The sequence below is a fragment of the Haloferax massiliensis genome (assembly GCF_001368915.1).
Taxonomy (GTDB): Archaea; Halobacteriota; Halobacteria; order Halobacteriales; family Haloferacaceae; genus Haloferax; species Haloferax massiliensis.
Genome location: NZ_CSTE01000004.1, coordinates 27,836 through 46,891, shown reverse-complemented (window position 1 = coordinate 46,891; position 19,056 = coordinate 27,836). Strand labels below are relative to the sequence as shown.

14 protein-coding genes are annotated in these 19,056 nt (G+C 64.4%); 6 read left to right on the top strand and 8 right to left on the bottom strand.

Annotation, left to right across the window (positions count from 1 at the left end; translation table 11 throughout):
* Positions 1-48 precede the first annotated feature (48 nt).
* The 5 genes from BN996_RS15475 to BN996_RS15455 form a co-directional block, all read right to left on the bottom strand.
* Positions 49-492, bottom strand: coding sequence for a GlcG/HbpS family heme-binding protein (locus BN996_RS15475; protein ID WP_089780611.1), 444 nt, complete (start codon positions 490-492; stop codon positions 49-51).
* A gap of 66 nt (positions 493-558) precedes the next feature.
* Complete coding sequence (locus tag BN996_RS15470; protein ID WP_089780609.1) at positions 559-1,995, bottom strand: anaerobic glycerol-3-phosphate dehydrogenase subunit C; 1,437 nt, start codon at positions 1,993-1,995, stop codon at positions 559-561.
* 100 nt (positions 1,996-2,095) lie between these two features.
* Positions 2,096-3,454 carry a glycerol-3-phosphate dehydrogenase subunit GlpB gene (glpB, locus tag BN996_RS15465; RefSeq protein WP_089780607.1) on the bottom strand — a complete coding sequence of 453 codons (1,359 nt, stop codon included), beginning with the start codon at positions 3,452-3,454 and terminating at the stop codon, positions 2,096-2,098.
* The gene (gene glpA, locus BN996_RS15460; protein WP_089780605.1) at positions 3,444-5,135 is read right to left on the bottom strand and encodes an anaerobic glycerol-3-phosphate dehydrogenase subunit GlpA; all 1,692 of its coding nucleotides are present in this window, start codon (positions 5,133-5,135) and stop codon (positions 3,444-3,446) included. The genes glpB and glpA overlap by 11 nt, the downstream gene beginning before the upstream one ends.
* A gap of 211 nt (positions 5,136-5,346) precedes the next feature.
* Positions 5,347-6,690 (bottom strand): class II aldolase/adducin family protein, encoded by a 1,344-nt coding sequence (locus BN996_RS15455; protein WP_089780603.1) that lies wholly within the window; start codon positions 6,688-6,690, stop codon positions 5,347-5,349.
* 145 nt (positions 6,691-6,835) lie between these two features.
* On the opposite strand from BN996_RS15455, the gene dgoD reads away from it, so the two are divergent.
* Entirely contained in the window at positions 6,836-7,987 is a 1,152-nt protein-coding gene (dgoD, locus tag BN996_RS15450; protein ID WP_042661876.1) for a galactonate dehydratase, read from the top strand.
* Between the two features lie 66 nt (positions 7,988-8,053).
* The gene (locus BN996_RS15445) at positions 8,054-8,821 is read left to right on the top strand and encodes an IclR family transcriptional regulator (RefSeq protein WP_089780601.1); all 768 of its coding nucleotides are present in this window, start codon (positions 8,054-8,056) and stop codon (positions 8,819-8,821) included.
* A gap of 625 nt (positions 8,822-9,446) precedes the next feature.
* Here BN996_RS15445 and BN996_RS15440 read toward each other — a convergent pair.
* Both BN996_RS15440 and BN996_RS15435 read right to left on the bottom strand, forming a co-directional pair.
* The gene (locus tag BN996_RS15440) at positions 9,447-11,123 is read right to left on the bottom strand and encodes a BNR repeat-containing protein (RefSeq protein WP_089780599.1); all 1,677 of its coding nucleotides are present in this window, start codon (positions 11,121-11,123) and stop codon (positions 9,447-9,449) included.
* Positions 11,124-11,468: 345 nt separating this feature from the next.
* Positions 11,469-12,236, bottom strand: a complete 768-nt coding sequence (locus tag BN996_RS15435) for an IclR family transcriptional regulator (RefSeq protein ID WP_089780596.1) — start codon at positions 12,234-12,236, stop codon at positions 11,469-11,471.
* Between the two features lie 186 nt (positions 12,237-12,422).
* Here BN996_RS15435 and BN996_RS15430 point away from each other — a divergent pair, with 186 nt between their 5' ends.
* The 4 genes from BN996_RS15430 to BN996_RS15415 all read left to right on the top strand — a co-directional run bounded on the left by BN996_RS15430 (position 12,423) and on the right by BN996_RS15415 (position 18,172).
* Positions 12,423-13,631, top strand: coding sequence for a glycoside hydrolase family 88 protein (locus BN996_RS15430; protein ID WP_089780594.1), 1,209 nt, complete (start codon positions 12,423-12,425; stop codon positions 13,629-13,631).
* A 90-nt stretch (positions 13,632-13,721) separates the two neighbouring features.
* Positions 13,722-15,551, top strand: a complete 1,830-nt coding sequence (locus tag BN996_RS15425; protein ID WP_089780592.1) for a DUF2264 domain-containing protein — start codon at positions 13,722-13,724, stop codon at positions 15,549-15,551.
* Positions 15,552-15,684: 133 nt separating this feature from the next.
* Complete coding sequence (locus BN996_RS15420) at positions 15,685-16,926, top strand: RNA-guided endonuclease InsQ/TnpB family protein (RefSeq protein WP_089780590.1); 1,242 nt, start codon at positions 15,685-15,687, stop codon at positions 16,924-16,926.
* A 148-nt stretch (positions 16,927-17,074) separates the two neighbouring features.
* On the top strand, positions 17,075-18,172 hold the full coding sequence (locus BN996_RS15415) for a Gfo/Idh/MocA family protein (protein ID WP_089780588.1): 1,098 nt from the start codon (positions 17,075-17,077) through the stop codon (positions 18,170-18,172).
* A gap of 51 nt (positions 18,173-18,223) precedes the next feature.
* Here the strand turns inward: BN996_RS15415 and BN996_RS15410 are convergent, their stop codons facing one another.
* Positions 18,224-19,030: an aldo/keto reductase gene (locus tag BN996_RS15410; RefSeq protein ID WP_089780587.1), complete on the bottom strand. Its 807-nt coding sequence runs from the start codon at positions 19,028-19,030 to the stop codon at positions 18,224-18,226.
* Positions 19,031-19,056 lie beyond the last annotated feature (26 nt).

Below are 19,056 nucleotides of genomic sequence, written 5' to 3'. Positions count from 1 at the left end.
GTCGCTCCCGCGGTCAGTCGTCAGTCGCTCGCGTTTCCTCGGAACGGCTCAGTCGTCGCTCGGAACCGCGTCCGCCTCGACGAGTTCGGTCCAGCGCTCGACGCCGGCCTCGGCGACGTCGCGGTCCTGCGAGACGGCGCCGCCGGAGACGCCGATCGCGCCGACGACTTCGCCGTCGCGTTCGAGCGGGTAGCCGCCGCCGAAGACGACCATCCGACCGTCGTCCCGCGTGTCCAGCCCGTACAGCGAGTTCCCCGGCTCGGACGCCTCGGCGAGTTCGTGCGTCGGCATGTCGAGCGCGGCGGACGTGTACGCCTTGTTGCGCGAGATACTGACGGAGGCGAGCCACGCGCCGTCCATCCGGTGCTGCGCGATGAGGTTCCCCTCGCTGTTGGCGACCGTGACGACCATCGGGTTCTCGATTTCGTCGGCCCGGCCCTCGGCCGCTTCGATCAACTGCGTTGCTACGTCTAGCGGGATTGCTTCCACCATGCGTGCGTAACCCCCGCACGCGGACACATAAATCCCGGTCATTTTTCGTCGGATTTTCCCAAGCCGTCACTCGACGAGCGCGTCTTCGAGCAGTTCGAGCGGGTGGCGAATCTCGTAGCCAGTGCCGTGTTCCATCTGCATCGCGCAGGTGGGACACTCGGTGATGCCCGCGTCGCCCTCGGCGTGACGCATGTGGTCGAACATCTCCTCGCCGATTTTCATCGACTTGTCGTACTTCTCTTCCTTCCAGCCGTAGGTGCCGGAGATGCCGGAACAGGAGTCGCCCACGTCCTCGATTTCGACGCCGTCGACGTCGCGGAACAGTTCGACGACCTGCCGGTGGAGCCCCTGATTGCGAGCGTGGCACGGTCCGTGGTAGCCGAACGACTCCCCGTCGAGTTCGGCGTCGGCCAGCGCACCCCGCAGGTCCTCGTGGATGCGGAGGTACTCCAGCGCCTCGAACGCGTTGTCCGAGACGTCCTCGATACCGTCGATGTCGAACAGTTCGGGGTACTCCTGCCGAAGCGACAGCGAACAGGAGGTACACGACGCGATGACGTCCGCGCCGTCCGCCAGCGCGGCCGCGAGGTGTTCGACGTTCGTCTCGGCGTGTCGCCGGGCGTCGTCGAGCATGCCGTTCGCGAACATCGGCGTCCCCGAGCACCCCTGCGGCGGGACGAGGACCTCGTAACCGAACTGCTCGAAGACGCGGACCATCGCCTTCGCCACCTCCGGCGTGTTGTAGTTGGCGTAACAGCCGTGGAAGTAGGCGACCCGCTTTTCGGGGTTCTCCACCCGCGCCCCGCCGCGTTCGCGCCACCACTCCCGGAACGTCTGCGACGCGAACTCTGGGAAGTCGCGTTCGGCGGTGACGCCCAGCAGTTTCTCCATCGCCCAGCGCGCCGGACCGAAGTTCATGGCGAAGTTCGCGAGTCGCGGAACCGCCGACGCGACCGCCGCCGAGGTCCGGTAGTTGGCGAGGATACGGTTGCGGACGTACTCCCGCGAGAGCGCGCTCATCTGCTCGCTCACGTACTCGCCGCGGGCCTCGTTGTGCATCTGGCTGAGCGGGACGCTCGACGGGCACGCCGAGTCACAGCGCATGCAGTTCGAACACGACATGACGGAGTCGTCGATGTCGGCGTCCCCTTTGCGCTTGAGTCGCCACTGCTCCGGCCCTTGGAACTTCGGTCCGGGGAACTCCTCGTCCACCTCGGCGACCGGGCAGGACGTGTCGCAGGCGGTGCATTTGTAGCAGTCGTCCGCGCCCGCGCGGAGGTCGAGGTCACCCTCCTCGAACACGTCGGTCAGTTCCGGGTCGGTGTCGTACTCGGCACTCTCGGGGGCTGACGCGGCCGCGACGCCGCCGTCGGTGACTCGTCGTTCCCCGTCGGTCCGTCGCTGTTTCCCCTCCTCGGCCGTTCTGTCTCTCTCGGTCGCCTGGTCGCGGCTGTTCGTCCGGTTCGGTTCGGTCGTTCGGTCTCCGTCGTCGGTCGCTGTCATAGTCTCGTGTGGTGGGTCGCGTCCGGCGTCGTTCGGCCGTCTGTTGTCGTTCGGTCGGTCCGGTTCGGTCGTCCAGTCTCCATCGTCGGTCGACTCGCCGTCAGTCGCCGAGTCTCTTCGCGGCGTTGCGTCCCGCGACGACGCCCGTGGCGAGAGAGACGCCGGCGGCGGACTTCTCCCGGGCGGCGTCCGCGCCGCCGACCACCGCGCCGGCGGCGTAGAGGTTCCCGAACTCCGGCGTTCCGTCGGCGGCGAGCGGCCGCATCTCGGCGTCCGGTTCGACGCCGAAACGGGCGTAGGGATGCGCCCCGAACGCGTCGTCGACGAACCAGTCGTAGCGGTCCGACGGCTGGGGGACGCGACAGTCGAACACGGGCTCTCTGACCGCCGTCCGGTCGGAGTCGAGGCCCTTGCCGACGAGGCCGCCGGTCGCGAGGACGAACGAGTCGGCCCCGTACGGTACCTCTCGGCCCTTCCGGTCGACGAGCACCGCGTCGACGTGCCCCGAGTCGCCGTCGGTCTCGTAGCCGACGACGGGGTTTCCGGTCTCGTACAGGACGCCCTCGGCGTCGAGCGCGTCGTAGAGCCGGTCCTCCAGCCGGAGGCCGGGGAGGCTCGGCGGTCCCATCGGAATCTCGAACACGTCGACGCCGAGTCGCTCCGAGAGCGCCGCCCGAACCGCGTCGGCGCGGTCGTCGCCGAGCACGGCCGGAAAGCCCACGCGCTCCGCGCGGTCGACGTACGGCTTCACGGCGTCCGCGAGCGCCCGCCTCGCCGGAGTCCCGTCGAGGCGCTCGTCGTGGTCCAGCGCCTTCGCAATTCGCGTCACCGGCGCGTCAGCCCGGAACTCCTCGGCGAACTCGACTTCGACGCCGGCGACGGGAAACGGAACGCCCGCGGCCTCAAGCGAGTCCGCGAGCATGCGGGCGTCGAAGTCCGTGAACGACCGGAAACCGACGACGAGCATCGGGCGGTCGTCGCTCGCCAGCCCCGCGGCCGCGGCGCGCGGGTATCGCGCTGTCGGCTTCACCGCGCCGCCGAACGTCGGCACGAGCGCGTTTCGCTCCGTGTGGCCGCCGAGATACGCGTCGCCCGTGAGGTCGTCGAACAGCGCGAGGCCGTCTCGCAGGGCGGACTCGCCGACGAGCGAGTAGGGGTGGTCCGCCGGGAGGTCGTCGAATCCGTCGGTCGGTCTGACGAGCGGTCCCCGGTAGGCGTCCCGGTTCGACCGCACTTCTCGGAAGTCCGCGCGCTCTTGGGAGACGTAGTCCGTCCCCTCGACCGCCGAGTCCCGGGACGGCACGTAGCCGAGGGCGTCGACCAGCCCCGACGCCTGTCGGAGCGTCGTCTTCTTGTGGGAGACCAGTCTGACCGTCGCGCCCTCGCGGGCGGCCGCGACCGCGCTCGCCATCCCGGCGAGTCCGCCGCCGACGACGAGCACGTCGCTCTCAATCGCCATGGCTGCCCTCCGGAACCGCGGTCCGCCCCCCGTCGAAGGCGCGGTACTCGATGTTCTCGTCGCCGACGACGTGATTCGCGTCGTGATTCATCGTCGTCGCGTGGAGCATGGCGTTGAGCATGGCCTGCGAGAGCTGTTCGCCCCAGAGGGCGTGACGCTGGCCCTTCCAGCGCTCCTGATACAGTTCGTCGACGGCGTCGCGGGCGGCCTCGGCTCCGTGGTCGGGATAGAGTTCGGCTCCCAGCCGATGGCTACAGAAGCCGCCCTGACAGTTCCCCATCGACGCGCGGGTCCGGAGGCGGACCCCGTTGAGGTCCGCGCCGACCTGGTCGATGGCGTCTCTGACCTCGGCGCGGGTGACGGCCTCGCACTCGCAGAGCGTCGGGTTCGGCCCGTCGATGTCGAGCACCTCGGGGGCCCGGTCGCCGAGTCGCTGACCGCTCCTGCGGGCGATGGGCGAGCGCAGGTCGAACTCGTCCATGTACTCGTCGAGCGCCGAGGGGTCGGCGCTCCCGGGGAGCGGGACCTCGTCCGTCCGGCACGGTTCTTCGACGCCCAGTACCTCGCAGACGTGGTCGCCGACGGACTCCGCCATCTCTCGGTAGGTGGTGAGCTTGCCGCCGACGACGGAGGCGAACCCCCCGACTCCGTCGCGCTCGGCGTGGTCGAGCACGAAGTAGTTCCGCGTCACGTCGCCGGGGTCGGTCGTCGACTCCGGGTTCGGGTCGTACAGCGGTCTGACGCCCCAGTAGGCGCGTATCATGCGGGCGTCGGCGACCACCGGAACCATCTCGGAGGCGACGTCTATCATCATGTCCACTTCCCACTGCTCTTCGGGGTAGTCGTCGGGGTCGTCCACCGGGTCGTCGTTTGCGCCGAGCAGGACCGTCGTTTCGTGGGGGATGATGGTGTCGCCCTCGCCCTTCGGGAGACAGCGGTTGATGACCGTGTCCAACTGCCGGACGTTGGTGACGACCATCGCGCCCTTCGAAATCGCCATTTCGAGGTCGACGCCGGCCATCGCCGCCAACTGTCCCGCCCACGCGCCGGTCGCGCTGACGACGTAGTCCGCCTCGAACGTCTCGGTGTCGCCCGCCGCGCCCTCGCCGCGGTGGTTCGGCCCTCGCCGCTCGACTTCGACGCCGGCCACCCGCCCCCCCTCGACGACGAGGTCGACGACCTCCGCGTGCGTCTCGATGCGCGCGCCGTGCTCGACGGCGCTCGCGGCGTTCGCCACGCAGAGGCGGAACGGGTCGACCGCGCCGTCGGGGACCCAGATGGCGCGCTCGACCGCGTCGGTGAGGTAGGGTTCGCGCCGCCGCGCCTCCTCGCCCGAGATGACCTCGGTCGGGATGTCGCACTCCGCACACCCGGCCAACTTCCGTTCGAAGTAGTCGTCGGAGTCGCCCTCTAACTGGACGAACAGCCCGCCGGTGTCCTCGATACAGTGGCCAGCGATGCGGTGGAGCACCCGGTTTTCCCGCATGCAGTCGACGGCGCTCTCTTTGTCCGACACCACGTAGCGGGCCCCGCTGTGGAGGTGGCCGTGGGTGCGCCCGGTCGTCCCCTCGGTCAGGTTCCCCCGCTCCACGAGCGTCACGTCGAAGCCGCGCATCGCGAGGTCGCGGGCGGTCCCCGTACCGGTGGCTCCACCGCCGATAACGACGACTGAGTGGCTCATATAATTATGAAAGACCATGGGAAGCGACGTAATAATTGTTGTGCTCACCGAATTTTCCGCGGTCGCGGGTCGGACGCGGCGACGGCATCGCTCGCGTGCCCTCCGCGACACGGGGTCTCGATTCGGCGGCGCTCCGGGCTGTGACCTGCGACTCGCCGGAGCACCGACTCCCCGGAGCGCCGACTCGACGGTTGCGCCGAGAGCGGCCCGTTTAGTGGTCCTGTCCGTAGTCGGCGAAGCGGTCGAGGAGGGTGTCGATTTCCTCGCCAGGGAGCAGCGAGGGCTCGCCGATGTTGAGCGCCTGGTAGTGGATGCGGGCGCAGTACTCGACCATGAGCGCCACCTCGTACGCCTCCGCGACGGAGTCGCCGACGGCGACGACGCCGTGGTTTTCGAGGAGACAGGCGTTGTAGTCGTCGCCCAGCGCCTCCAGCGCGAGGTCGGCCAGTCCCTGCGTCCCGTAGGTCTCGTAGCCCGCGACGGGTATCTCGTCGCCGGCAAAGGCGATGAGGTAGTGCGAGGCCGGAATCGGCTCGCCGAGGCTCGCGAAGGTGCTGGCGTACGGGGAGTGGTTGTGGACCACCGCGCCCGCGTCGTCGCGCTCGCGGAGGATGCCGGCGTGCATGCGGACCTCGCTCGACGGCTTGCGGTCGCCGGCGACCCACTCGCCGTCCAGCGTGACGACGGGCACGTCCTCGGGTTCGATTTCGTCGTAGGGCATCCCCGAGGGACTGATGGCGACGAGGTCGTCGGCCTGCGCGCTGATGTTGCCGCCGGTCCCCTCGGTCAGGCCCTGATGGAGCATCTCGCGGCCGAACTCGCTGACCGCCGAGCGGTGCGACGCGAGGTCTGACAGTCGGTCGGCGGGGACGCGGTCGTCGCCGGTCGGTTCCGACCCGTCCTCGTCGGCCGACTGCGTCTGCCCGTAGTCGGCGAAGCGGTCGAGGAGGGTGTCGATTTCCTCGTCGGGGAGCAGCGAGGGCTCGCCGACGCTGCGCGCCTGATAGTGGATGCGGGCGCAGTACTCGACCATGAGCGCCACCTCGTACGCCTCCTCGGCGGTCGCGCCGGTGGCGAGGACGCCGTGGTTTTCGAGGAGACAGGCGTTGTAGTCGTCGCCCAACGTCTCCACCGCCACGTCGGCGAGTTCGGCGGTCCCGTAGGTCTCGTAACTCGCCACGGGAATCTCGTCGCCGATGAACGCGATGAGGTAGTGCGAGGGGCCGACTGGTTCGTCGATACTGGCGAAGGTGCTGGCGTACGGGGAGTGGTTGTGGACCACCGCGCCCACGTCCTCGCGCTGGCGGAGCACGTCCGTGTGCATGCGGAACTCGCTCGATGGCTTGCGGTCGCCGGCGACCCGTTCGCCGTCGATGTCGAGAATCGGTACGTCCTCGGGTTCGATTTCGTCGTAGGGCATCCCCGAGGGACTGATGGCGACGGTTCCGTCGTCCGCTCTGACGCTGACGTTTCCGCCGGTTCCCTTCGTGAGGCCGTCTGCCAGCATGCGCTTGCCGAGCGTACTGACTAGACGCTGAGGTTCGTTCACCGTCATGATTGTTCTATCCAGATGGGGGGAGATAATTCTAGGGGTTGCGACAGCGACGGTCCGACGCGACCCGTGTTTTCCCGGCGTTCGTCGCGGGCCGACCGCCGCAGTCGGACAAACTACTTTACGACCGCGGGTCGTCGGTTCGCGCATGGAAATAACCGGGTACGAACTGTTCGAAGTCCCGCCCCGGTGGGTCTTCCTCAAGCTCGAAACCGACGCGGGCGTCTGCGGGTGGGGGGAGCCAATCGTGGAGGGCTACGCGAAGACGACGAAGGCGGCCGTCGAGGAGATGATCGACAACTACCTCCTCGGGACCGACCCGCTCGAAATCGAGCGCCACTGGCAGGCGATGTACCGCGGGCGGCACTTCCGGGGCGGCCCGGTTCTCATGAGCGCCATCGGCGGTATCGACCAGGCGCTGTGGGACATCAAAGGGAAACACTACGGCGCGCCCGTCTACGACCTCCTCGGGGGGAAGGCCCGCGACCGGATTCCGGTCTACCAGTGGGTCGGCGGCGAGACGCCCGAGGCCATCGCGCGCGCCGCGGCCGAGGAGGTCGACCGCGGCTACGACTGCCTGAAGCTCTCCGCCGTCTCGCAGCTAGACCGCATCGACTCCCCGGCGGCGGTGGCTCGGGTCCGCGAGCGCCTCGAAGCCGTCCGGTCCGAGGTCGGAGCCGACGTGGACATCGTCGTCGACTTCCGCGGGCGCATCACGACCGGGATGGCGAAATGGGTCGCCGACGAACTCGACCCGCTCGATCCGATGTTCTACGAGGAGCCCGTCCTCCCCGAACACGCGCGCTCCCTGCCGCGCATCGAGAACCGGACCAAGGTCCCCCTCGCGACGGGCGAGCGCCTGTACTCCCGCTGGGACTTCGAGCGAACGCTGGAACTCGACGCCATCGACGTGCTTCAGCCCTCCCCGTCTCACGCCGGGGGCATCTCTGAGGTCCGCAAGATAGCCACGGCGGCCGAGTCCAAAGACGTGCTCGTCTCGCTTCACTGCCCGCTGGGGCCGATTTCGTTCGCCTCCTGTCTCCACCTCGACATGGTGCTCCCGAACGCCATCGCGCAGGCGCAGAACCTCGAAATCCACCGCGCCGACGGGAACGACCTCCTCGCGTACCTCGACGACCCCGCCGTCTTCGGCTTCGACGACGGCTTCGTCTCCGCTCCCGACGCCCCCGGCCTCGGTGTGGAGATAGACGAGGAGGCCGTCCGCGAGCACGCGCAGTCCCGCGTCGACTGGCAGAGCCCGATATGGTACCACGAGGACGGGAGCGTCGCCGAGTGGTGAGCCACCGACGCGGCCGATTCGGCGATAGTGAATACTTTTATGGTAAACTCCGTTCTTCGTTGGGCCATGAACGAGCGCGGAGACCCACCGGTGAAGGCGACGACGACGAGCGGGCGCGTGCTGGACGCCCTCTCGAAACTCGGCGACGCCAACCTGACCGAGGTCGAGACGGAGGTCGGCCTCTCGAAGAGTTCGGTGCACAACCACCTCGAAACGCTCCGACAGTTGGGGTTCGTCGTCAAGGAGGACCAGCGGTATCGACGCAGTCTTCGGTTTTTCGAACTCGGCTGTTCGGTCCGGTCCGGGGTCCCCTTCTACCGGGTCGGAAAGCGGGAGGTCGACCGACTCGCGCGGATTTCGGGACTCGCCGCCGGCCTCACCGTATTCGAGCGCGGACGGGGCGTCTGCATCTACGAGCGGACCGGTCAGAACGTCGAGACCCCGCCCGTGGCCGAAGGTCGGACGGTCCCGCTCTACTGCACGGCCCCGGGGAAGGCGATGCTCGCACAACTCCCGGCGGACGACCGCCGCGATGCCGTCGATGCGGCGTCTCTCGACCGCCACACGGACCAGACGATTACGAGCGCGGCCGCCCTCCGTGAGGAACTCGACACCGCGGAGACGCGCGGCCTCCTGTCGGACCGCGAGGAGTGGCAGACCGACCTCCGCGGTCTCGCCGCTGGCGTCGTCGACCCCGAGAGCGGTCGGGTCGGGTCGATATTCGTGTTGAGCCCCTCGGAGAGCATGTCCGGAAAGCGCTTCCAGCAGGACGTGCCCGGACTCATCATCAGCTCCGCCAACCAGATTCGGAAGGCGCTCCGCGAGTCGCCCTGAGTCGCGGCGCTCCGCGCCTCGCGGCCGCTCGACGCCTACTTCTGTTCTCTCTTCGCTCGATAGCGGCTTCGCCAGCGAGTGCGCGCCCCACACGGAGCGTTAGTGGACGACTCGCCCCTCTCCAAATATTGTTCACTATATCCGAACACTCCGCCGGCGTGACGACCCGTTACAGACGTCCCTGTGTCCTCCGTGTCCTCGCCGTCGGTCGCAACGTCCGTCTCATGCCACGCACGATGGCGATACGCGAGTTCCAGCGACCGCATCATTCGCCCGTCGGACGAGGAGTGACGAACTGACAAACGCGCTGGGAATTACGAGCATAGCTCTGTAATATTTCACGCCACGAGTGCGCGACAGCGTTGGTCAAGTGCGCTTCGAATGCTACCCGAACGCGGAGGTAACTCACGGACTGCAGACGAGATAGCGACCGCCCGTCTACGTAGCATCTCACAGCGACGCTGGACGTCCGTGTCCGTCCAGCCCGCGATATTGCGCAGATGGAACGAATCAGTCTATCTACGGATCTAACGAACCGATAGCCGTGGTCTCACAACCGAGCCGTTTCAGACCCGTTGGCGGTATCGCCACCGAAGTGTTAGCTCACGGTGAACGAACCACGTGACTATTCCATCGCCGCGTTCGACGAACCATCGGTCGTGACCCGAACGATGGTCGAATCGGTCTCGCCGACGCTGTTGACGGCCGTGAGTCTGTACTCGTAGTCACTGCCCGAACTCACGCGGGTGTCGGTGTACTGGGTGTAAAACGAGTTTTCCGCGATTTCGTCCGCGACGACCTCGAAATCTCCGTCGACTGGCCGCCGATGGAGTGTGTAACTCTCCGCGCCTCGCGCCTCGGTCCACGACAGTTCGACACTCGACGACGACTCGTTTGACACCGACAGCGAGGGTGCGGACGGGTCGTTCGGTCCCACGATGGAGTACTCCTGCAGTACGAACGCCGTGCCGTTCTCGCGGGGTCGTTCGAGTGGTATCGACAGGACGCTCTCGTTTTCCCACCGACACGTATCGTGTTTTCGACCGTCCATCCCACAGAACGGGCCCTCGTGGAGACAGTAGAGCGTCCAGTCGGTCCACCCCGAGGATGCTGTCGCAACCCCGGCGTAGAGTCGCCCGTCGACGACGGTGTACACGTGGAGCGCGTCGTTGTCGTCGAACAGCAAATCACCGCGATCTAGCAAGATATCTCCCGCACGCGTTGGGTCGATTCCGACCGTCGAGAGGTCGACGCTCGTGTCGTCGATGTACTGTTCGTGCCACTGCCCGTCCGTCGTTCGCCAATAGTGAATATAGTGGCGGTTAGCGTCGTCGAAGTCGGTCGTCGAGTCCGTCGAGCGCGACGTGAAGATGTGTGGTTGGTCGTTCGAGTCGAGCGCCTGCGTCCCCTGATTTATCAGCCACGAACGCGCCGGACCGTCGACGACGACGCTCTCGTCGTCCACGCGAATCGGGTCGTCCGCGTTCACGTCACCGATGACGGTACCGTCGTTGTTGCACCACGTGTAGCCACCGTCGTCGCTGTAGGCGTAGTGGATGTCGTGATTAGAGCGCCACGTCTCCCACGTCTCGCGCCACGTCCAGGTGACGTGGAGTCGACCGGTGTCGTCGAAGGTCCAGTCGTGATGGTACGCGTTCCGAGACGCGGAACCGTTCCACGGCTCGTACGTCCCCGCACTCGAAAACACCGTTCCGATGCGCGTCCACGAGTTCGACGGTGAGTCGTGGACGTGAAGGTACGAATCACCGTCGCCGGACGAGCCAATCCGGTACTCGCAGAACAGCGTTCCGCGCTGATCGTTGAAAAACCGAGGGTAGGTAACTGGGCGCTCCGGACCGCTCAGGCCCATGTCAGTAGTCTCTGAGAAATCACCGGTGGAGACGCTCGAAGGCGGGTCTGTCAGGAATCCAGACGACGAGTATCGGTAGTGGAACGGGTCGTCGTGGTGGTCGTACGCGAGATGGAGACGACCGTCGTTGTCGGTCCCGAGTGCCGTGTTCCTGTGCGAGTCCTCGTCTGGAACCCTCCAGTCGAACTGGATGCACTGAACCGAGTCAGTTGGCAGCGCTCGGCGAGCGAGCGAGAGAACGCCGTCGTCGTTCCAATACGGTACGTACTGGTAGTCTCCGACAGTAACGACTTTCCGTTGGTCCCACGGCGCGTTGTTGAACGCCCACGCCTCGCCGCTTAGGAGCCTCTCGCGCTTCAATGAGAACATCTTCCCGGCACTCTCCGTTCCGTTCTGCTCGGCCTGCTTCTCGTTTTGGTCCTCGAACGTCATTGGTACTCCGGTGCATTCGCGTTATGACAACGCACCTGTGAAGTGGATTACAATTTGTGGGCCATCGGTTAAACATTGTGTCCGTCGAGGCCGCTTTCGCCTTCGAGCACGCGATATCCGCCGCTCAGGTCGCGGTTCGCCACGTAGCACGCCCGCCGGAGCGGCTATCCCCGTCAGCAAACCACGCCACCTAACCAAATCAACCCTCTCTACACTCATACTGAACTTCATTCATATATTATCTCACACACCACAGAATAATCAAATACCCAGTCATCTGGCAGATCACCACAGAATTAATGATAGATATTTCAGCAATCATTCAGGATTGTTCGGCCATCTTGACTACGTGTACGTAATGTTGAGTTCGATGATGTTCGCGACGTTCTGTAATTTCTCTGGGAGCGTTTCTCGGAACCGTTCGTCTTGAAACCGACTTTTCGGGCCCGAGACGCTGATCGCTCCCTCGACCTCGTCGTTATTGTTGATTATCGGGACCGCAACGCATCGGAGGCCTTTGACGCGGGTTTCGTCATCCAGTGCGTAGCCGTCTTCGGCCACCTTGTCGAGGGTCTCGAACAGCTCCGACCGCTCCGTGATGGTGTTTTCCGTGGACGCTGGCATGCCGTGTCGATCGAGGATTTCGTTCACGCGCTCCCGGGGGAGGTGCGCCAATATCGCGTTTCCGAGGCCGGTGTTGTGGAGGTAGACCGCCTGTCCGATGTACGAGTCCGTTTTAACCGCGTCGGCGCCGTGTGCTCTGTGGAGGTAGATTCCCTTCCCGTGTTCTTCCACGAGGAGGTTCGTCAGTTCTCCCGTCTCCTCGGCTAGCGCGGTCACTTCGTCTTTTGCGATTTCGTAGAGTCGCCGTCTGTGCCGCGCGTGGCCGCCCAAATCGAGCAACTTCAGACCGACACGATAGGTGTTGCCCTCTTTCACGATGTATCCGTCCTGTTCGAGCGTGCTCAGGTAGTTGTGTAAGCTACTCTTCGACAGGTCGAACTCCTGGGTCATCTCCGTGACGGTCGCCTCGTTCTTCTCTTTGAGCACTTCGAGTATCCGGAACGTCGTCCGCGCGGTCTTCACGTGATTCGACTGTTCTCTGTCTGACATACTCTCTCTAACAAGGGGAGCATTGTAAATGTATGTCATCAATGAATGGATATGATTCACCGATACTGAACCTCGTTCTGAATTACGCGGCGTGAACCCCTGAGAGCGTCGTTCCGAGTCGGAGTGAGAGACGGGCCGGTGGCTTGACGATGGCTTTATAGCGTCTGCCAAGGGAACTGTAGCCACATGGCACGAAAGCCAGCCGCGTTACTGCGACGTATCGACGACACCGGTCTGCCGGACCGATACGCGACGAGACCGGACGTCGCACAGAGCGATATCGAACGGGCGCTCTCGGTCGCAATCGACCGCATCGATGAGAATCTCGACGAGTTCTACGACCGATTTCCCGGGCCGTCGAGTGAGAATCTCGTTTATAGCCCCTCCGACAACATGGACGGCTGGACGACTTCGTTCTGGACGGGACTCTGTTGGCTCGCGTACGAGGCGACGGGCGACCGCACGTTTCGAGACGCCGCCGAAGCCCAATTGGCGACGTTCGAGCGGAGGTTGACGGCCGGTGACGTGAAGACCCACGACCTCGGGTTCCTCTATACGCTCTCTGCCATCGCCGGCTATCGGTTGACGGACCTCGAACGGTATCGGTCGGCGGCCCTCACCGCCGCCGACCATCTCGTCGCCCGCTTTTGGGACTCGCCCGGACTCATTCAGGCGTGGGGCGACCCCGAGGAACCCGAGGACTCGTGGGAGCGCGGTCGAATGATCGTCGACTCGATGATGAACCTCCCGCTTTTGTTCTGGGCGAGCGAGGAGACGGGTGACCCCACGTACGCCTCCGTCGCCGAGACGCACGCCCGGACGAACGCACAGCACGTCGTTCGCGACGACGGCTCGACGTTCCACACGTTCAAATGCGACGTCGAAAGCGGGTCGCCGCTCGGCGGCGAAACGGCGCAGGGCTACGACGCCGGCTCCTGTTGGTCACGCGGCCAGACGTGGGCCATATACGGGTACGCTCTCGCGGCGGAGTACACCGATGAGGCCGCGTACGCGCAACTGTCCGCAAAGCTGGCGAACTACTACCTCTCGAACGTCGAAGCGGACCACGTCCCGCGCTGGGACTTCGATGCGCCCGACGAGCAGAACTACCGTGACACCTCCGCCGCGGCGATCGCCGCCTGTGGACTCGACGAACTCGCCACGCGGCTCCCGCTCGCGGATACTCGCGCCCGGCGCTACGAGAACGCGTCACTCGCAATCCTCCGCAGTCTCACGGAGAATTACACGACCGACGGAAACCGGTCGAACGGATTGCTGACTGACGGCGCTTACGACCCGACCGAGGGAGACTACAACGAGTGTTGCATCTGGGGAGACTACTTCTACGTCGAAGGGCTCGTTCGAGCCACCCAACAGTGGTCCCGCTACTGGTGAGCGGCCCGCCACCCGCCGTTTCACGACGACGTAAACTCCCGGTCGGGGCAGGGAAACGCTATTGATGCATGCGATCAACGCACAAACTAGATGAATCCAACGACAGGTAACCCGCTCCAGACACGACGGGATTTCGAACGAGCGGTGTCCCAACTCGTCGAACCGTTGCTCACGCACGCCAGTCCCGGTAACGCGCGAGTGAGGCCCACGGCGACCGGCGCTCACTTTCCAGCCGTCGCAGCCGAACTTGAAGGATTTGCCCGCCCGCTGTGGGGTGTCGTGCCGTTAGGCGTTCACAGTGACGTCGACTATTGGTCGTTTTTCCGGACCGGGCTGACCAACGGGACGGACCCGTCTCACGAGGAGTACTGGGGAGACGTAGACGACCACTCACAGAAACTCGTCGAGATGGCCGCTATCGGCGTCGGCCTCGCGCTCACACCGGAACACCTCTGGGAACCGCTTTCGGAGCCGGAACGGAACCGACTGGTCAGTTGGTTGAACCGGATCAACGACGCGGAACTCCATGACTGTAACTGGCTGTTCTTCCGCGTGATGGTGAACGTGGGGCTTCGGTCGGTCGGGGCGCGCCACGACTGGGAACAGACCCAGTCCGCGCTCGACCGACTCGAAACGTTCTATCGCGGCGACGGGTGGTACACGGACGGCCCCGACGACGAACACAACCCCGTCGATTACTACGTCCCGTGGGCGATGCACGTGTACGGACTCCTCTACGCCGCCGTTGCTGGCGAGGACGACCCCGAGCGGGCGGACCGCTTTCGGGCGCGGGCCGAGAAGTTCGCGACTGCTCACATCCACTGGTTCGACGAGACCGGGCGAGCGCTTCCGTACGGCCGGAGCCTGACCTATCGCTTCGCGCAGGCGTCGTTCTGGGGGACGCTGGCGTTTGCCGGCTTGGAATCGCTCTCGTGGGGCGTCGTCCGCGGACTCTGGGCCCGGAACATCCGCTGGTGGCTCGACCAACCGATATTCACCGACGGCGGGTTGCTGTCGGTCGGATACCGATACCCGTCGCTGAAAGTGTCCGAAACCTACAACTCGCCGAATTCGCCGTACTGGGCGATGAAGGCGTTCCTCCCGCTGGCGCTACATCCAACCCACCCATTCTGGCAGGCCGACGAGGAGCCACTCCCGGACCTCCCGGAGACGACGGCACAGCCCGAAGCCGAGAAAGTCGTGTGCCGCGACGACGACCACCTCTTTGCGCTTTCGCTCACTCGGGACAGCCATCACGGACGAGAGAAATACACGAAATTCGCGTACTCGACGCAGTTCGCCTTCTCCGTTGCTGGTCGGACGCCCGGACCGGGACAGGCGGGACACGACAGCGCCCTCGCGCTCAGCCTCGACGGCGACCAGTTCAAGATTCCCGCGTCGTTCACGCAGACGCGCGTAGACGGGTCGACCCTCGCCGCCCGATGGAACCCGTGGGAGGACGTCAGCGTCGAGACGTGGCTCGCGCCCGACCTTCCGTGGCACGTGCGCGTCCACCGACTGCAAACGGACCGGGTCGTACACAGCGAAGAAGGTGGGTTCGCCCTGGACAAAACCGGTGACGACACCGGGGCCAACGTTACGCACGACAGTCAGAATGGAACGGCGCTCGCCAGATACCCGAACGGTGTTAGCGGTATCTCCGACGGGTTCGGCGACCGCACGCCGGCCGTCGTGGTCGACGACCCTAACACGAACCTGAACTACGCTCGCACGGTCGTCCCGACGCTGCGAGCGACGCACGAACCGGGGGAACACTGGTTCGCTTCGGCGGTCATGGCTAGCCCCGACGGGAGCGCACCGTGGGAACGGGGGCCGACGCTCGAACGAACTGCAGACGGTGTCGTGGTCGAGACCGCGAACGGCGACCGGCTCCTCGATTGCCGGCCTGACGACTTCTGACACCGTCGAGTCACCGGGCTTAGATTTATACTGGTCAGCAAGGCGAATACCCCGACCCACCGTGGTCGGGGATGAAGCCGACAACTCGTGATACAAACCGTTAAGGGAACACATCGCTAATCAAGAGACAGCGATGGAATACAGTCACCGCTACCACGCTTACCCAACGCAGGAGGTAGCGGAAGGACTGGAACACCATCTAGACGTTCATCGTCAACTCTACAACCACGTCCGATGGGACTACCAGAACAGTCCCGAGGACGACAAACCGAGCGAGTACGACCAGAACAACAAACTCCCCGAATGGAAACGCAAGTGGTCGGTGTTCGGTGAACTGTACTCGAAAGCCGCACAGACCACCGTCGCTCGTTTCCACCGTAACCTCTCGAATCTTCGCAAGAAGAAAGAGAAGGGGTACAAGGTCGGTTGTCTCAAACGGCAAGCACCTAGCGATTACCGGAGCGTGACGTACAACCAGTCTGGTTTTGACCTCGATGAAAAGAGGGGCCACGACAAGTACGCATACGTGCGCTTCAGCAAAATCGGGTGGGTGAAAATCCGGTACTCTCGCCCGGTTCCCGACCACGCCACTATCAAAGAGGCCACGTTCAAGAAGGAGACGACTGGCGAGTGGTTCGTCTCTTTCGGACTGGAAACCGGAGACGCCGACTTGCCCGAGAAGCCCGACGTGGACTCGCTTGACACGAGCAACAGCGTCGGGATAGACCTCGGCATCCAGAACTACATCCACACCTCCGACGGGAAGACCGTGGATTGGCTTGACCTCGAAGACGACTACGAGCGTCTTCGCCGCGAGCAACGCAAACTCTCGCGGAAGGTGAAGGGGTCGAACAACTACGAGAAACAACGCCAGAAGGTCGCCACGGTCAAACGCCACATTCGTCGGAAGGTACTGGACTACCAGCACAAACTCACAACGTGGCTCGTCAAAGAGTACGACGCCGTGTTCGTGGAAGACCTTGACGTTGCTGGAATGCTTCAGGGCGACGGGAACGCCCGGAACAAGCAGGACGCGGCGTGGCGACAGTTCATCACGCTCCTCGAATACAAGGCCGACCTGTACGGCTGTCACGTCAAACAGGTCGAAGCACGAGGCACGACGAAGGAGTGCGCTCGGTGCGGGGTGGAGACGGCAAAGCCTATCTGGGTCAGGGAACACTCCTGTCCGGCGTGTGGGTTCGAGACGGATAGGGATGCGAATGCGGCGATGAACGTCTTGCAGAGAGGCTTTTCTGAGTTAGGGCTGGGATGGCCCGAAGATACGCCTGTGGAGACTGTGACCGCTACGGACACGGCTCAGTTTGAGTCTGTGTCTGCAAGTCACGTCATCGAAACAGGAAGCCTGCCCTCGTGAGAGCAGGATTCCCCGCGCCACCGTGCGCGGGGTAACATTCAATACGTGTGGTAGTATTGCATCAATTAGCGATTGAATACTCGCGCTGGAAGCGGTCCGTCTACCGCGTGGTGGCGGTTCTGCGACCGGACGTGGAGAGTGATCAAGGATGACTTACAGAGCAGGCGTGATCGGAACTGGCGGTATCGCAGGTATGGGTATCCTCGGAATGCACGACGAGGAGGTGATCGGCAAAGAGAAAATCGACGCGAGTCACGCCGGCGGGTACGCCGACGCTGACGAGATCGAACTCGTCGCGATTGCGGACGTCGACTCGGAGAAACTCACCACGTTCGGTAACGCGTGGGACATCCCGACCGACCGGCGGTACGACGGCCACGAAGCGATGTTGGCACGGGAAGACCTCGATGTCGTCTCTATCTGTACCCCGTCTTTTCTCCACCACGAACACACCGTCGACGCGGCGAAGTCCGCCGCCGACCCGTCGGTCATCTGGTGCGAGAAACCGATCGCGTCGGAGGTCAGCGCCGCCGAAGAGATGGTCGAGGTGTGCGAGGAAACGGAGACGGAGTTGGTCGTCAACCACTCGTTCCGGTTCACCGAGAAGCTACGGCGACTCCACGACCTCATCCGGGAGCGGGACATCCTCGGAGACGTGCAATCGGTCAGTACGCAGTACAGGATGGAGTTGATGCGTAACTCCACGCACGTGCTCGACACGCTCGTGTATCTCCTCGACGCACGCGCGGAGCGTGTCAGCGGGTACATCACCGGCGAGAACGAAGCGATCGACTCGCTCGGAACGGCAGGGGGCGTAGTCGATGCGGGCGGCGGCGGCCACGTCGTGATGAACGACGGTTCGTTCGTCACCGTCGATTGCACGATTCCGCGGGACATCTCGTCGATGTCGCTGAACTTCATCGGCACCGAGGGGAAACTGTATCTGAACAACGACGACGGCGAGTGGCGCTACTGGTCGCTCGAAGACGGCGAGCACGTCGAACGACAGTTACCGGGCATCGAAGGAACGTGGACGTGGGACGATGACTACAAGCGGTCGTTTGCGAACGCCGCGAACCATATACAGGACTTACTGAACGGGGACGGACAGAACTACTCACCGGGGGCCGAAGCCGCCCGCTCGCTCGAAATCATCGTCGGGTTCTACATCTCTCATTACACCGGGTCGACGGTCGATATTCCGCTCGCAGAGCCGCTAAAAGACGTCCCGATAAAGTCGTGGTGAGTCACGGATAACCGTCGTTTCGGCGCTGGGATTCGTGTTCGGCGGGACGACTCAGTCGTCGAGCCACGGAGCGCCCTCTCGCTCGACGAGTCGGTCAGTTCGGCCGATGGCATCGATTCGCTCGATGTCTCGGTCGTCGAGGTCGAGAGACAGCGCGTCGACGTTGTCTCGGAGGTGCGGTTCGCTCGTCGCCTTCGGGATAACGGAGACCGGGTTCTTCGAGAGGAGCCACGCGAGGCTGACCTGTGCCGGACTCACCCCGTGTTTGTCGGCTATTTCGACCACTTCCGGGATATCGAAGACGGTCCCGCGGGCGAGCGGAGAGTACGCGACGTGGCGGTATCCCCGGGTCTCCGCGTGCGCGATGAGGTCGCCCTGTTGGAGGAGTGGATGGGTCTCGACTTGGTGTGCGAACAGCGGCGTCTCCAACTGTTCTATCGCCTCTTCGAGAAGGTCGATATCGAAGTTACAGACACCGACGTGGTTGATGCGTCCCCGGCCGACGAGTTCGTCGAATGCGGGAAGCGTCTCCGCCGAGTCGTAGTTCCCGACCGGCCAGTGGACGTACAGCAGGTCGAGGTATTCGAGGCCGAGGCGGTCGAGCGTGGCCGCCAGTCCCTCGATGACCTCGTCGTACGCGAGCCCGAACTTCTCAGCGTGCACCTTCGACGCCACGAATATCTCCTCGCGGGGGACGTCGGCCGCTTCGATACCGTCGCCGACAGCCGCTTCGTTTCCGTAGTACTGTGCGGTGTCGACGTGTCGATACCCCATCTCCAGCGCCGTCCGAACGCTTTCACGACAGGTTTCCGGGTCCGTGTTTTGCCACGTGCCGAGTCCGAGCTGTGGGAGACTCATACTCACTTGTCTCCGGTACGATTCAA

What these genes read in the sequence shown, in the direction of transcription:
- BN996_RS15475 (WP_089780611.1), bottom strand. Translation starts at nt 492, where the DNA reads ATGGTGGAAGCAATCCCGCTAGACGTAGCAACGCAGTTGATCGAAGCG.
- BN996_RS15470 (WP_089780609.1), bottom strand. Translation starts at nt 1,995, where the DNA reads ATGACAGCGACCGACGACGGAGACCGAACGACCGAACCGAACCGGACG.
- glpB (WP_089780607.1), bottom strand. Translation starts at nt 3,454, where the DNA reads ATGGCGATTGAGAGCGACGTGCTCGTCGTCGGCGGCGGACTCGCCGGG.
- glpA (WP_089780605.1), bottom strand. Translation starts at nt 5,135, where the DNA reads ATGAGCCACTCAGTCGTCGTTATCGGCGGTGGAGCCACCGGTACGGGG.
- BN996_RS15455 (WP_089780603.1), bottom strand. Translation starts at nt 6,690, where the DNA reads ATGACGGTGAACGAACCTCAGCGTCTAGTCAGTACGCTCGGCAAGCGC.
- dgoD (WP_042661876.1), top strand. Translation starts at nt 6,836, where the DNA reads ATGGAAATAACCGGGTACGAACTGTTCGAAGTCCCGCCCCGGTGGGTC.
- BN996_RS15445 (WP_089780601.1), top strand. Translation starts at nt 8,054, where the DNA reads ATGAACGAGCGCGGAGACCCACCGGTGAAGGCGACGACGACGAGCGGG.
- BN996_RS15440 (WP_089780599.1), bottom strand. Translation starts at nt 11,123, where the DNA reads ATGACGTTCGAGGACCAAAACGAGAAGCAGGCCGAGCAGAACGGAACG.
- BN996_RS15435 (WP_089780596.1), bottom strand. Translation starts at nt 12,236, where the DNA reads ATGTCAGACAGAGAACAGTCGAATCACGTGAAGACCGCGCGGACGACG.
- BN996_RS15430 (WP_089780594.1), top strand. Translation starts at nt 12,423, where the DNA reads ATGGCACGAAAGCCAGCCGCGTTACTGCGACGTATCGACGACACCGGT.
- BN996_RS15425 (WP_089780592.1), top strand. Translation starts at nt 13,722, where the DNA reads ATGAATCCAACGACAGGTAACCCGCTCCAGACACGACGGGATTTCGAA.
- BN996_RS15420 (WP_089780590.1), top strand. Translation starts at nt 15,685, where the DNA reads ATGGAATACAGTCACCGCTACCACGCTTACCCAACGCAGGAGGTAGCG.
- BN996_RS15415 (WP_089780588.1), top strand. Translation starts at nt 17,075, where the DNA reads ATGACTTACAGAGCAGGCGTGATCGGAACTGGCGGTATCGCAGGTATG.
- BN996_RS15410 (WP_089780587.1), bottom strand. Translation starts at nt 19,030, where the DNA reads ATGAGTCTCCCACAGCTCGGACTCGGCACGTGGCAAAACACGGACCCG.